This is a genomic window from Lactobacillus sp. UMNPBX1, from assembly GCF_002554085.1.
GTDB classification, from domain to species: Bacteria; Bacillota; Bacilli; order Lactobacillales; family Lactobacillaceae; genus Lactobacillus; species Lactobacillus crispatus.
In genome coordinates, this window is the sequence record NZ_PCZI01000002.1 from 132,940 (window position 1) to 147,221 (window position 14,282).

Annotated in this window: 16 protein-coding genes and 1 pseudogene; 8 read left to right on the forward strand and 9 right to left on the reverse strand. The window is 37.7% G+C overall.

Annotation, left to right across the window (positions count from 1 at the left end):
- Positions 1–59: 59 nt before the first annotated feature.
- Positions 60–602, reverse strand: coding sequence for a bifunctional pyr operon transcriptional regulator/uracil phosphoribosyltransferase PyrR (gene pyrR, locus CP352_RS02660; RefSeq protein ID WP_061204817.1), 543 nt, complete (start codon positions 600–602; stop codon positions 60–62).
- A gap of 168 nt (positions 603–770) precedes the next feature.
- Positions 771–1,694, reverse strand: a complete 924-nt coding sequence (locus CP352_RS02665) for a dihydroorotate dehydrogenase (RefSeq protein ID WP_089146960.1) — start codon at positions 1,692–1,694, stop codon at positions 771–773.
- 250 nt (positions 1,695–1,944) lie between these two features.
- Between CP352_RS02665 and pyrF the strand changes: the two genes are divergently transcribed.
- The 4 genes and pseudogenes from pyrF (at position 1,945) to abc-f (ending at position 5,660) form a co-directional block, all read left to right on the forward strand.
- Positions 1,945–2,649: an orotidine-5'-phosphate decarboxylase gene (gene pyrF / locus CP352_RS02675; protein ID WP_005726123.1), complete on the forward strand. Its 705-nt coding sequence runs from the start codon at positions 1,945–1,947 to the stop codon at positions 2,647–2,649.
- Position 2,650: 1 nt separating this feature from the next.
- Complete coding sequence (gene pyrE / locus CP352_RS02680) at positions 2,651–3,289, forward strand: orotate phosphoribosyltransferase (RefSeq protein WP_005723271.1); 639 nt, start codon at positions 2,651–2,653, stop codon at positions 3,287–3,289.
- 64 nt (positions 3,290–3,353) lie between these two features.
- Positions 3,354–3,887 (forward strand): annotated as a pseudogene (locus tag CP352_RS02685) (chloride channel protein); the annotation flags it as partial.
- 270 nt (positions 3,888–4,157) lie between these two features.
- Complete coding sequence (gene abc-f, locus CP352_RS02690) at positions 4,158–5,660, forward strand: ribosomal protection-like ABC-F family protein (protein ID WP_023488814.1); 1,503 nt, start codon at positions 4,158–4,160, stop codon at positions 5,658–5,660.
- Between the two features lie 52 nt (positions 5,661–5,712).
- Here the strand turns inward: abc-f and CP352_RS02695 are convergent, their stop codons facing one another.
- Positions 5,713–6,006 carry a hypothetical protein gene (locus tag CP352_RS02695; protein WP_061204820.1) on the reverse strand — a complete coding sequence of 98 codons (294 nt, stop codon included), beginning with the start codon at positions 6,004–6,006 and terminating at the stop codon, positions 5,713–5,715.
- A 128-nt stretch (positions 6,007–6,134) separates the two neighbouring features.
- On the opposite strand from CP352_RS02695, the gene CP352_RS02700 reads away from it, so the two are divergent.
- Genes CP352_RS02700 through CP352_RS02710 form a run of 3 tightly spaced genes read left to right on the forward strand, consistent with a single transcriptional unit; the run spans position 6,135 to position 8,016 of the window.
- Positions 6,135–6,797 (forward strand): serine dehydratase beta chain, encoded by a 663-nt coding sequence (locus CP352_RS02700; protein ID WP_005719492.1) that lies wholly within the window; start codon positions 6,135–6,137, stop codon positions 6,795–6,797.
- Positions 6,798–6,811: 14 nt separating this feature from the next.
- Entirely contained in the window at positions 6,812–7,693 is an 882-nt protein-coding gene (gene sdaAA, locus CP352_RS02705; RefSeq protein WP_005724998.1) for an L-serine ammonia-lyase, iron-sulfur-dependent, subunit alpha, read from the forward strand.
- 8 nt (positions 7,694–7,701) lie between these two features.
- The gene (locus CP352_RS02710) at positions 7,702–8,016 is read left to right on the forward strand and encodes a metal-sulfur cluster assembly factor (protein ID WP_005719496.1); all 315 of its coding nucleotides are present in this window, start codon (positions 7,702–7,704) and stop codon (positions 8,014–8,016) included.
- 47 nt (positions 8,017–8,063) lie between these two features.
- Here CP352_RS02710 and CP352_RS11250 read toward each other — a convergent pair whose 3' ends face one another.
- The 6 genes from CP352_RS11250 to CP352_RS02730 form a co-directional block, all read right to left on the reverse strand.
- Positions 8,064–8,729: a M20/M25/M40 family metallo-hydrolase gene (locus CP352_RS11250; RefSeq protein WP_233186898.1), complete on the reverse strand. Its 666-nt coding sequence runs from the start codon at positions 8,727–8,729 to the stop codon at positions 8,064–8,066.
- A complete protein-coding gene (locus CP352_RS11255; protein ID WP_233186899.1) occupies positions 8,719–9,069 on the reverse strand; it encodes a M20/M25/M40 family metallo-hydrolase in 351 nt (116 codons plus the stop codon). The genes CP352_RS11250 and CP352_RS11255 overlap by 11 nt, the downstream gene beginning before the upstream one ends.
- Before the next feature lie 141 nt (positions 9,070–9,210).
- A complete protein-coding gene (locus CP352_RS02720) occupies positions 9,211–10,494 on the reverse strand; it encodes an RNA-guided endonuclease TnpB family protein (protein ID WP_089147407.1) in 1,284 nt (427 codons plus the stop codon).
- On the reverse strand, positions 10,491–11,105 hold the full coding sequence (locus CP352_RS02725) for an IS607 family transposase (protein WP_061204974.1): 615 nt from the start codon (positions 11,103–11,105) through the stop codon (positions 10,491–10,493). The genes CP352_RS02720 and CP352_RS02725 overlap by 4 nt, the downstream gene beginning before the upstream one ends.
- A 69-nt stretch (positions 11,106–11,174) precedes the next feature.
- Entirely contained in the window at positions 11,175–11,315 is a 141-nt protein-coding gene (locus tag CP352_RS11035; protein ID WP_158227331.1) for a hypothetical protein, read from the reverse strand.
- Positions 11,316–11,465: 150 nt separating this feature from the next.
- The gene (locus CP352_RS02730; protein WP_089147408.1) at positions 11,466–12,746 is read right to left on the reverse strand and encodes a lactate oxidase; all 1,281 of its coding nucleotides are present in this window, start codon (positions 12,744–12,746) and stop codon (positions 11,466–11,468) included.
- A 284-nt stretch (positions 12,747–13,030) separates the two neighbouring features.
- Here CP352_RS02730 and CP352_RS02735 point away from each other — a divergent pair, with 284 nt between their 5' ends.
- Entirely contained in the window at positions 13,031–14,230 is a 1,200-nt protein-coding gene (locus CP352_RS02735) for an acetate/propionate family kinase (protein ID WP_061204823.1), read from the forward strand.
- Positions 14,231–14,282 lie beyond the last annotated feature (52 nt).

Below are 14,282 nucleotides of genomic sequence, written 5' to 3' on the forward strand. Positions count from 1 at the left end.
CAACCCTTCTGGCCCTCTCTGGAGTCAATTAAATGGTTGGATATTTAACTATCTTCTTTTTATTTTGGTAAAGCCTTCAGTTCAACTGAATCTTTGCCGTCCTTCTCAATTACATTAACAGCAACCTGTTCATCGGCAGAAGTTGGAATATTTTTACCAACAAAATCAGCACGAATTGGCAATTCACGGTGACCACGATCAACTAGCACTGCGACTCTGATTGAACTTGGGCGACCAACGTGCATCAAAGCATCCATCGCCGCTCTGATTGTTCGTCCAGTATAGATAACATCATCAACCAAAACAACATGCTTGTCATCAATATTAACATCAACTTGATCAGAATTGACAACTGGATCTTGCTTTAAACTAGCATCATGACGATCATCCCGATATAAGGTAATGTCCAATTCACCAACTGGTACATCAACGCCTTCCAATTTCTGAATACGGTCATGAATTCGTTTAGCCAAGTAAACGCCTCGCGTTTTAATCCCTACCAAAACCAAATCATCGGTTCCTTTATTTTGTTCAATTATCTCGTAAGTAATACGGGTTAAAGCACGCTTCATTGCTAGTGCATCCCAGATTTCTTTTGCCATTATAGCCTCCTAATTCTGCCCATGAAAAAAGCTCCCAATCTCAACTGAGACTAGGAGCTTTAGTAAAGTCGAAACTTAAGTTAAGCCTGCCTTGCTAGCCTCACGGGACTAATTTTAAAGGACATTCATTGCTTTAAAGTTACTGTAATTAGAAACGTTTGTCAAGCTCTAATTAAATTTTACTTGACCAACTAATTCATTGATATCTTCAATGCCTAATTTTTCAAGTTCTTGCGGCAAGGCATCTGCAATATGCTTAGAAGCAATACTATCTTTAAAATGAGCAGTACCAACCGCTACGGCATTAGCACCTGCTAACATAAATTCCACCACATCTTTGGCCGAAGCAATGCCACCCATGCCAATAATTGGCAAAGAAGTAATTTGACGCACTTGACTAATCATTCTAATAGCTATTGGCTTAACAGCCTCACCTGATAAACCGCCCATATTATGGCCTAACAGTGGTCTGCGTTTTTTCACGTCAATTCGCATCCCTAGCAATGTATTGATCATCGATAAGCCATCGGCACCACCCTTTTCGGCAGCTTTAGCAATTACAGTGATATCAGTCACATTTGGTGTTAACTTCACATAAATTGGAATATTGACAACTGCTTTAATTTTTCTAGTCAATTCTTCAACCACATCGGCATGCACGCCAAAGCTCATTCCACCTTGGGCCACATTAGGACAAGAAACATTAATTTCTAAAGCATTAACCAAGCCAGAATTTGACAGCTTTTTTGCTACTTCAACATAATCTGCTTCACTATCACCGCCAACGCTAGCCACGATCGGTAATTCTGAATATTGTTTTCTCAATGGTTCTAACTTTTCACTAATCACCTTGTCCACACCAGGATTAGTAAGACCAACCGAATTCAAAATCCCATCATCTAAAACGGCAATCTGTGGTTGCGGATTACCTATGGTTGCATGTGGCGTAGTTGTCTTAATAACCATTGCTCCAAGATCATTTAAATCAAACTTCTTAGCTGCAGGCACATCGCCGAAGCCAAAAGTTCCACTTGCTGGCATAACTGGATTTTTCAAATCTAAACCTGGTAATTTTACATGTGTATTAACCATAATTTTCCTCCAAAATGAATGCTCACGGACACTCTTTATTTTTTCAAGAAATGATTCTACACGTGATTATAATTTTTTCCAAGCAAAAATTTTATTTGTATTTTTACTTTTGAGGTGTTAAACTTCACCTTGATCAAACTTTAAACGGTACAGAGAGACCGCAAGTTCAAAATATTGACTTAAATTATCTAGGAAAAGTCTATCCTTGGTGTCTCTCTGCGCTAAGATAGACTTTTTTTGTGGAGGAAAAATGAAACCTGTAATTGTTGCATTAGATATTGACAATGAAGAGCAACTGCATAAGATTTTGTCTAAATTAGGCAAACCAGAAAACGTCTTTATCAAAGTCGGTATGGAATTATTCTATCACGCTGGCAACCAAGTGGTTAAAGACTTAGCTGAGCAAGGTTATAAGATTTTCTTGGATCTAAAATTGCATGATATCCCTAATACCGTTTATAACGGGGCTAAACAATTAGCTAAGTTAGGAATTACTTTTACTACCGTTCATGCTTTAGGCGGCAGTCAAATGATCAAATCAGCTAAAGACGGTTTAATCGCGGGTACACCTGCTGGCAAAAGCGTGCCTAAGTTACTAGCAGTAACTGAATTAACTTCGATTTCTGATGAAGTATTGGCACATGAACAAAATTGCGCACTGTCAATGAAAGAGCAAGTTCTTTCGCTAGCAAAAATGGCTAAGCACTCTGGAGCAGATGGGGTTATTTGTTCACCACTTGAAGTAAAAGAATTACACGAAAAAGTTGGCGATGACTTTTTATATGTCACACCGGGAATTCGGCCTGCTGGCAATGCTAAAGACGATCAATCTCGCGTGGCCACACCAGCGCAAGCCAAAGAATGGGGCTCAAGCGCTATTGTTGTTGGACGGCCAATTACTTTAGCCAGTGACCCAGAAGCTGCATATGAAGCAATTAAAAAGGAGTTTAACTAAAATGCATAAGGATCAAATTATCAGTCAACTTATTCAAGAAAAAATTATCACTATCTCACCTGACAAACCATTCACTTACGCAAGTGGGATGCTTTCTCCAATTTACACCGACCTTAGGTTAACGGTTTCATATCCAGAATTACGCGATATGATTGCTGGTGATTTAGCTAATTTAATCGCCAAAGAATTCCCTGAGGCTACTATTATTGGTGGCGTCGCTACCGCCGGTATTCCCCATGCCGCATGGGTTGCAGATAAACTGCACTTACCAATGATCTATGTTCGTCCTAAGCCAAAGGATCATGGCAAAGGCCGCCAAATTGAAGGCCGTTTCAGCAAAGATGATAAGATCGTTTTAATCGATGATTTAATCACCACTGGTGGTTCCGTTTTAAATGCAGTTAAAGCAACTGAAAAAGATGGCGGCAACGTCATTGGCGTTTCTTCAATTTTCACCTACTACTTGCCAGATGCAAAAGAAAACTTTGCTAAAGCTAATGTTAAATATGCTCCGCTTCTTTCCTACCCTGAATTACTCAAAAAGGAAAATGAGTCAGGTCATATTTCTAGCTCGCAATATGATGTCTTGAAGACCTGGCACGAAGATCCATGGGCTTGGGGCAAACAATTCGAAAAATAATTAAGCCAAAATAAAGACCAGTTTCAGTTTGACAATGTCATTAGCTTAACTTAATGACATTGCCTATCACAGTATCATTCCTTTAATTTTAATTATTCCAGTTGGTCTATTTAATGCCCACTTACTCGGTGGTTCACATGTGTTAATTGATAATTTATTTAATTTGAATTGAAATGTCAAAGCCTTTGGATCATGGGACTTTCTTTTACTACCGATCTTATTCTTGATAATTCGGTTTGTCTTTTCAATGCTTTCATATGGTTCTTCCGTACCTGGTGGTATTTTCATGCCTATCCTAGTTCTTGGGGCATTATTGGGAATAATTTGCGCCAATATTATGATAAAATCGCAGATTATTTTGCCAACGTACTTCCCTCATATCCTAGTGATTTCCATGGCCGCATATTTTGGTGCAATAGAAAAAGCACCATTCACAGCAATTATGCTGCTGACTGAAATGATTGGAACTGTCCAGCAAGTATTGCCAATGATTATTGTTACTTTCGTTGCTTACTACATTCTGGACATTTTAGGTGGAAAACCAATTTACGAGGACTTACGCTTGCAAATGAATTATCATAAAAATATTGACAAATAATTATATTTGATGGTAAAGTATTGCCAGATTAATCAATTCAAGTAATAGGAGGAATCACGCCAATGCGTTTTTAATTTCTGATTTTCGTTAAGTAAAAGATAATGCATTCTATCAGTTTAAGGATGTACTTTTTGCTTGTGATCAGAAATTAGTCTGCGTGATTTTCTTTAATTTAAATTAAGAATAATTATAGATTAGCCAACTTGGACTAATCTATCAGGCACCATTTTCTCAGATCATAAGCACAGTTTGAGAGGACGGTGCTTTTTTATGTCTACAATTTCACTAAAAAACGTTTCATTTGCCTATGACGGTCAGGATAAAATTTTTGATAATTTAAACCTAAATCTCGATTCTAATTGGAAACTTGGCTTAATCGGTCGTAATGGTCGCGGCAAAACCACTTTTATGAAAATGCTGCTAAAACAGGTCGAATATCAAGGAACTATTCAAAGTGATTTAGAATTCAATTACTATCCTCAGGTAATTAATGATCCCGATAACCTTACTATTTATGCTTTACAAGAACAGTTTAATTTTGAGGAATGGGAGTTAAAACGAGAATTAAATCTGCTTCATGCTAAAGAAAATATCATTTGGCAGCCCTTTTCAACACTTAGTGGCGGTGAACAAACAAAAATTTTACTGGCGCTTTGTTTTATTAATCAACATTCTTTTGCCCTACTAGATGAACCAACGAATCACCTCGATGAAGATACACGAAATCAAGTAGCACAATATCTGCATAATAAAAAACAGGGATTAATTGTAATCAGCCATGATCGAAATTTTGTAGATAAAGTTGTCGATCACACTCTAGCAATTGAAATGCAAAAAATTAGGCTGGAACAAGGAAACTATACTCGTTATGAAAAACAAAAGGAATTAGAGGATGAATCTAATATCGCTTATAATGCAAAGTTAGAAAAGCAAATTAAAAATCTCCATGCCAGTCAACAAAAGATGCAAACTTTTGCCCAGCGTTCCGAAAGCAACAAAAATGCGGGAGCCAAGATGAAAGGCGATATTCGACATAGAAGTACAGTTTACGATAAAGGATTCATGGGACACAAAGCCGCCAAAAAAATGAAACTTGCCAAAAATGTAGAAGCAAGATTAGATAAAAATATCGAAGAAAGAAAAGGTCTTTTAAAAAATATTGAAGCAGACAATGACCTAGCCATGAATTTTGTCCCCGACCATCATAAACATCTAATTACTGCTAAAGGAGTTAGCCTTGCTTATGACAAGCTTCCCCTTTTCCAACCTACTACCTTTGATTTAATGCGTGGTCACCAAATTGTGATTACTGGTAAAAACGGTATAGGAAAATCTAGTTTGTTTAAGGCAATTACTAATACTTTTGCTGGAACAATTACTGGCAAATTGCATTCAGCTGATAAGATTTCAATCTCCTATTTATCACAGATTGAACAATCTAATAACCTATCATTAAAAGATTTTGCCCAAAAGCACCACCTTAACTATGCCGATTTTCTCAATATCTTACACAAATTAGGTACTGAACGTGATATATTCACTAATTCAATTAATCAAATGTCTTCAGGCCAACAAAAAAAGGTCTACTTAGCCAAGTCCTTACTTGAACCAGCAAATTTGTATCTTTGGGATGAGCCTTTGAACTATTTAGATGTCTTTAACCAAGAACAAATTATTCAATTAATTAAAAAATATCATCCTACTATGCTAGTAATTGAACATGATCAGCGCTTTATTGATGAATTAGGTGCTCAAGTCATTCACCTAACATAGTAAATAAAAGAGCGAGTTAGTTTTAAAGTTAATACTAACTCGCTTTTTGTTGCTAAAATAACTTCATCATGTACTCGCTAACTGCCTTTTGTTGCATTTCTTCCCAGCTAGCAAACTTGGTCTCTTTTTTAACAAATTCATCGACTTGATCTATCGCCATCTGCTCAATTTGCGTAAAGTCTTTCACGCCCAATTCTCTGACAAAAAAGTCAATAGTAGCAAATCTAGTATACTTTTGCATAAATTGTGGTGTAAACAAGTCTTGATAAGAAACTGCCTGCTGGCTGCCCTTTTGCTCAGCTAGATGCTCCAAATTTTGTTTTAATTCTGCTTTTTCTTTAGTCATTTAACCAACCTCTTTCACTTTTCATATTATTATGACAAAACTTCGGTTAAAATTGCAAAAAACTTTCTTAATCTTCTTTATTATTCGTTATAATTAAAAACAGAATAACTTACAAAGCAGGGATTAAAATGACTAATCGGTATAAAAGTGTTTTTGACATCATTGGCCCCGTAATGGTGGGACCATCAAGTTCACATACGGCCGGAGCCGTCGCTATTGGACGCGCTGGTTACAAACTTTTTGGCGGTACCCCGAGTAAAGTTACCGTTCATTATTACGACTCTTTCGCCCAAACTCACCGTGGTCATGGAACAGACTATGCTATTGCAGCAGGTATTTTAGGCTTTGACTCAGACGATCTACGCGTACCAAAGGCACCTGAGATTGCACGCCAGCGCGGCGTAGATTTACGTTTTGTTGAAGAAGATGGTCCTAGCCCAATTGGTCACCCTAATACTGCTATTTTAAATATGTCTAATGATAAAAAGAAAGTGGAATTGGCTGGATGCTCTATCGGCGGTGGTGCAATTGAAATTCGCAAAATTGTCTTACATAATACCGAGATTCAACCTGCTGGTGCATTACCTATTATTATTTTAGTTGATCCACACAAAAACATTCGCATTGAACAAGAGCTTACCGCGCTCTTGCACGAAAAAGCACCCTTTAGTCGCAAACGAATTTTTCATACTAAAAACTATAATATTTATGAATATGATGTAGAAAATTATCTTCATCCTGATTTATTGCAAGAACTAAAGAAAAAATTTGAGAATATTATTTGTTTATAACATAGGGCAATATTATGTATAACCATATTAAGGAAATTGTTGCTGCAGCAGAAAAAACGCACAAACCTATTTCTGAATTAATTATTGAACAAGAATGTCAACTATCAGGCTTGCCACGAGAAAAAGTCTGGCAGCGCATGAAATATAACTTGCAAACTATGCGAGCTGCCGTTAAAAGAGGTGAATCTGGAAACGGTGTCTTTTCAAAAACTGGCTTAACTGGTGGCGAAGCAATTAAGCTGAAAAAATATCGCGAGAAAGGACACACACTTTCAGGCGATACAATGATGGCAGCAGTTGAAAATGCCATAGCCACTAACGAAGTCAATGCAGCGATGGGCGTTGTCTGCGCTACCCCGACGGCTGGTTCTTCCGGCACTTTACCTGGCGTTCTATTTTTATTAGAAAAAAGATTACAGCTCAGCGAAGAGCAAATGATTCGCTTTCTTTTTACTGCTGGCGGTTTTGGCATGGTGATTGCCAATAATGCCGAAATTGCGGGGGCAACTGGCGGCTGTCAAGCAGAAGTCGGTAGTGCCTCAGCCATGGGTGCTGCCGCGGCAGTTGAAGTGGCTGGTGGCAGTGCTGAACAAAGTGCCCAAGCTTTATCGATTGCGATGTCTAACTTGCTTGGGTTAGTCTGTGATCCGATTGCCGGTTTGGTTGAAGTTCCCTGCGTCAAAAGAAATGGTATTGGCGCTGGTAATGCACTTATCGCAGCTGATATGGCGCTAGCGGGATGTACAAGTGTAATCCCAGCTGATGAATGTATTGAAGCAATGAAGAAAGTTGGTCATCAAATGCCGGCATCTCTGCGTGAAACTGGAATCGGCGGTTTAGCTGGTACACCAACAGGTCAAGCAATTAAAGCAAAAATTTTTGGTAAAGATGCGTAGGTAACACAATGCGTGATAGCAAAACAATTAAAAACGATATTATTGAACATTTAGCTCAAGTTATTGACCCAGAATTAAACGTCGATGTGGTCAACTTGGGGCTGATTTATGAAATTGACCTCGATCAAGATGGGATCTGTCTCATCAATATGACATTAACTACACCTGCCTGTCCTTTGACTGATTATTTGATCAAGCAGATTACAACAGCCGTTAAAAAAGTCCCTGAAGTTAAAAATGTTGATGTAGAATTTGTCTGGTATCCTGTTTGGACCCCTGAACGGATGAGTGATGCGGCTAAAAAATACTTCAAAATACAATAAAAAAGTCTAGGCTAAAATTTTGCCTAGGCTCTTTATTACTTTCCAAATTATTTATTCAAATAGGCCACAAACAATTCAGTATAGATCTTCACAAAGTTCAAATACATCTTTTCATCAACATATTCGTTAACTTGGTGCGGCGTGTCATTACCAGGACCAAACATGGCAAACGGATAGCTAGGTCCTTTGTCGGCAATCAAATTTGAAGCATCAGTTACTGGTTTAATAGCAACTGTTGGAATCGGCTTTTCCGCATATTTTGCTCCAATTTTTTGAGCTAATTTAACAAATTCAGACTTACCGTCAGTTTTAATTGAAGGCTCCGACATATAGATGTCCATTTTGATTTTAGCTCCTTGCGCATTTTCTGCCTTAACTAATTCAGTTAATTTCTTTTCAACCAAACTATTATTGAACTCAGGAATAGTCCGCACATTAATTTGCGCGGTAGCCTCTCCGGGAATCATGTTGACCTGTTCCCCGCCAGTAAAAACAGTAGTATTGAACGTCAACTTACCTAAGTCTGGATTGTTTTTATCTGTTTCTCTAAAAGCCTTGTTGGCCTTAACTAATAAATCCATTAATGGATCGATCGCATTATAACCCTTTTCAGGCATTGAGTTATGAGCTTCCTTGCCTTGGGAAGTTAACTTAATATCCATCGAACCCTTATGAGCAATGGCAATAATGTAGCCAGAAGGTTCACCAACCAAAAGTAGCTAACAGCCTGATACTACCATGCTTAATTAAATGGTGTTCATGAATATTAATCATGGCAATAACCAAGGCAGCTAAACCAGACTTCATATCAGTCGCTCCGCGGCCGTACAATTTACCATCCTTATTGGTTAATTTAAAGGGATCAGTATGCCATTGATCTAATTCACCTGGTGAAACAACATCCATGTGACCAGAAATTGCTAAAATGGGATGGCCTGTTCCGATTTCAGCAAATAAATCTGCGCGAGTTGTGGAATATTCCAACAAACGTGAACTAATTCCATGTTCTGCTATATAAAATGTAGAAAAGCATGGAAGAATGGTATTTTCCATACTTCAAAGGCTTATATTTTTCCTTTCCATTTTACATTCGCCACCGTTAAAACGCCGGTATTCTGATATTCCAACTAGGGAGTAATCGCATTGACCAACTATGATGGCATCGTTATCGGTCATAGCCTGACCGTGGATAATTTATATTGCTTTATTTAATTCTGGATGGTTGATTAACAGCGTCAAGTTCTTCATGGCATTTTCATCGCGATCAACTACTTTGCCATAATTTGGGCAGTCCGGATTATAACAAATATATTCATTATGCTTAGTGCCATGCTTTTGATTACCCTTTAAGGTGACTTTTTCATCACCTTTTTTGACCATACCACAAACTGCACATCTTTGTGTTGACGGATAAAGCTTATTAGCCAAGATCAGTTCTTTATCATACCAATCACACTTATAAGCCAATAGCTGTCTAAACAGTCCAAACATTGATCGATGCATACCTTTTGAAGCAACGCGACTCATAAGCATGCCTTTTACGTCTAAGTTTTCAATTACTATTTGGTCATAATCATTAACCAGTTTGGTTGTAAACTTGTGCATCAAGTCGTGCTGAATATTGGAAACACGTTCATAACAAGATTGAAGCTTGGTTTTCGTCTTCAAATACTTATTACTTTGTGTCCCCTTGATTCTGCCATTAACTGTCCGCTTCTTAGCTAAACGCTTTTGATAAAACTTGATTTTCGCATAAAGCCTCTTTAGTGACTTAGGCAAGACTAAACACTGTCCATCTTGATAATTAAAGTGCCCTACATTAATATCAACTCCTGTACCTTTGCCAGTTTTAGCCTTGGGTAAAGGCTTTTCTAGCTTATAAGGTATAGAAGCATAATACTTATGGTTTACTTTAAAAATTGAAACTACACCAATTTTACCCGATAAAGGCTTATTTGAAAGTTCGATCCCTGCCCAACGATCCTTATATGGGGTATCTCTAGGCATTTCTAACCAAAGTAGTCCATCCTCTATCTTTGCTCGATCAGTTTTAAAGCCTTGGCGCGGATTTTTCTTAGAGCGGAACTTAGGCTTGCCCCAATCAGGCTGTGCTTTATTAAAGAAATTTTGCCATGCTTTGCCTAAATCCTGTACCGCTAACTGTAAAGTGCGAGCAGAGTAGGCATACTGCCAATCTTCCTTTTGTTCAATCATTAGGTCTCTTACTAAACGCCAATTAGGACTAGGATTTAAGTGATAATCTTGATGAGTCATGCGCCATTTCTTAGTCTTTTTATTCTGCTTAGGAATAAAGGTAGTGGCAACTACTTTATCAAAAATAGTACGTGCCATATACAAGTCTTGCCATAAAGCCAAGGCTTGATTCCAACAGTATCGACGGTAGTTACACCAATCGTCCAAAATTTGCTTCATCGCCTCATCTGGTTTTAGACGGTAAACGCGTGTTTTTACTATCATTTATTAGTCAACTCCTTGTCTTCGCTAATCTTATGCTTGTATTTACGTAAGCCGTAAAGACGACAAGAAAAGACGTGTAAAATACTTAAGACATCTTGAACCAATTCTTCATTAGGCGACGTTTCTCGATTGTTTAAGACTACTATTTTGGTGCCATTTTGATTACATAGTTTTTCAAACCAATCATAACCAAAGCGGATAAAACGATCTTGGTAAGTAATGTAAATTGTTTTAATCTTTCCTTGCATTACTTCATCAAGAAGCTTATTCCACTTTTTGCGCTTATAATTCAGACCGCTACCAATATCGATGATCATTTCATCAAGAATAATCCCTTTAGCGTTGACAAATTCGCGTATGAACTCTTCTTGATCTTTTAAATCATCCTTTTGATTAGCAGTTGAAACGCGTGCGTAGCCAACTACCTTGCGCTTATCCTTCTTAGGATCAGAATTATTATTAATGTACTTAAGATAATCCTGTTCAGTATAGTAGCGCTTATTTGTTGGAGTACGATGTGCTGGAAAAATTCCTTTACGATCCCACTCCTGTAAAGTGCGCACTGTCACACCCAAGCGTTCAGCCATCTCTTTAGGTTTAAGAACTGCCATAATCTTCATCTCCACATATTACCTTTAGTAAAGATTATAGCATTTGCTTCTACTAAATTCTATAAATTTCTATTTCTTTCTATGGCTTAATTTATCATTTCTTTCTCCTAATAGTTTTTGTAAATATTTTGCTACTAAAATTTCATTATCATTAACGGATTTTATTGCAACAAGATCACTCAAGATTTTAAGCTCTTCAGTATCAGTCAAAACATTATTCTCTTCAATAATTTAATTTTCCTCTCCAAAAATCAAATCGCTTTCACCTTGATTGTAGCCGCTGAGTTCTTGATAGTAAAAAAATATGACTATCATTTATTCAATGACAATCATATTGAGAATATTAATTATATTTTTGCTTTATCTTACTGATGCACCAGTTGTGGTATCAGCCTCTGGCTCCGGAGCTGGCTTTCCTTCTAACTTAGAAGCACCAGATACCGCATCAGTTTGCTTAACTTGATTTTCGTCAGTTACCGGATATTCCTTGCGTCTGCTTGGATCAGTATTAGATGGCAAATTATCAGCAGTATAAGCAATGTGCGTCAATTTAGCATGCTTAACGTCATCAATTGTCTTGCATCCCGTTAATTGCATATCAATCTTTAATTCATCATTTAATTGTTCAATAACTGAAGCAACTCCATGCGCACCACCTAAGGCTAAACCATAAAGATATGGACGACCGATTCCAACAATGTCAGCACCCAAAGCCAAAGCTTTAAAGATATGAGAGCCACGACGGACACCTGAATCAAAGATAATTGGCACCCGATGATTTACTGCTTGCGCAATTTCTGGCAAAACATCAATGGTAGCAGGAGCACCATCAACTTCACGACCACCATGATTAGTTACGTAAATTCCATCAGCACCGGCTCCAATTGCTTTATAGGCATCTTCAGCACACATAACACCTTTAACAAAGACTGGCAAACCTGATTCTTTCTTAATTCTTTTAACATCTTCAGGACCAATCTTTTGCGCAGAAGAAGCGTACATTTGAGCTACGCTTTGACCTTTACCTTTTGCACCAAGGTAACGCTTAAAGAAGTCCAATGGTACAGGATAAGTAAAGTTAGTCCGCAAGTTTGCTTCACGATAACCTGATACCAAAGCATCAACGGTTAAGAAAATGCCTTGATAACCAGCTTTTTTAATTGCATCAAAAACCATCTGATTAAAATTCCAGTCTTTACTCAAATAAAGTTGGAAAAACCTTGGTGCTTCTGGAGCTGCAGCTGCAATTTCTTCTACACTCTTATTAGCATAAGTACTAGAACTAAAGAGCGCACCAGCCATAGCAGCACCCTTTTGCGTTGCGACTTCCGCATCTTTATGTGCAATTCCATGACAAGCAATTGGAGCGATCATAATTGGCGTCTTTAAGTACATCCCCATAAAATCAGTATCAGTTTGCGGATCAGCCATCTCAGTCAAAGCACGAGGTACAATTTGAAAATGATTAAAAGCAGCAGTATTGTTACGCCAAGTCCATTCATTTTCTGCACCCGAAGCAATATAATAATATGCACCTTCTGGCATTACCTTCTTAACACGTTCTTCAAGTTCATCCACATTCACCATCTTGATTTTTTCATCGCGGTCACTTTGTGGAAAGCCTTCGTAGTAGTGGGTCATTCGTTTTTCTCCTCTCAATATATATTGTATGTTAATTTCATTATAGTTTGTAAGCGGTTTTGTTGCAAATTGATATTCTAAATTTATATATGATCAATCAAATTTATATATAAATTTTAGTAATAAAAAAATATCTGTAAGAGCTTACAGCAAAAGTTGTATAATAAAGACGTTGACACTATTACTGCAAGAACTTACTTAAAGCAGATTAGTGGCATTTTCTTTATTGCATGCCCTTACTGGATAGGTTGCACTGCAAAAATTAAGAAAAAGAGGCATAATTTATGAAAAAAATTTTAGCGATTAATTCGGGTAGCTCTTCTTTTAAATTTAAGCTTTTCACCTTTCCTGATGAAAAAGTTATCAGCGAAGGGATGGCTGATCGAGTTGGGCTTAACGGCTCCACCTTTACAATCAAGGTTAAAGGTGAAAAACACCAAGAAAAAGTTGACATTCCTGATTCCGAAACTGCCGTTACAATCTTGCTTGAAAATTTAAAAAAGTATGATTTAATTGACGATCCTAAAGAAATCATCGGAATCGGACATCGAATTGTTGCGGGTGGTGAAGAATTTAAGGACTCCACCTTAATTGATGAAAAGTCACTACAAAAGATTTATGATTTGAAACAATATGCGCCGCTTCATAATACCGCTGAAGCCGATGTCATTAAGGCCTTCATGAAAGTATTGCCTGGCGTCCCTGAAGTCGCTGTCTTTGATACTTCATTCCACCAAACCTTGGATCCAGTGCACTACTTGTACTCACTTCCATATAAATACTATGAAAAATACGGTGCAAGAAAATATGGCGCACATGGCACTTCGGTTAGATATGTTAGTCAAAAGGCCGCTGAAATTATGAAACGCGACTTAAAGGACTTGAAATTAATCGTTTGTCACTTAGGATCTGGTGCTTCAGTTACCGCTGTGAAAGATGGTAAATCATTCGATACTTCAATGGGCTTTTCACCAATGGCGGGTATTACGATGAGTTCCCGTTCAGGTGATGTTGATCCTTCTTTACTTGCTTTTGTCATGAAAAAGGAAAATCTTGATGCTGATCAAATGCTTAAGGTTCTAAACAACGAATCTGGTTTGTTAGGAATTTCAGGTATTTCACCAGATATGCGTGATTTACGTGGTGACATGACTAAGCTCGAAGGGGAAAAGAAGAAGCGTGCTGACTTAGCTAGGAACATTTTCATTAATCGAATCATTCGCTATGTTGGTGCTTATACCCTTGAAATGGGTGGCCTAGATGGTATCGCCTTTACAGCTGGTGTTGGTGAACACGACTTTGGTGTCCGTGAACATGTCATGGATTCACTCGAACTTTTAGGCCTTAAGCCTGATTCAGCCGCTAATAAAGAAAATGCCACCATTATTACCAAGCCCGACTCAACTATTGTTGGTATGGTTATTCCAACTAATGAGGAATTAATGATTGAACGCGATGTTGTCAGAGTAGCTGGCTTAAAGTAAAAAATAGAGAAAAGAAATAAGACGAAGGACAAAATCATTCGTCTTATTTTGC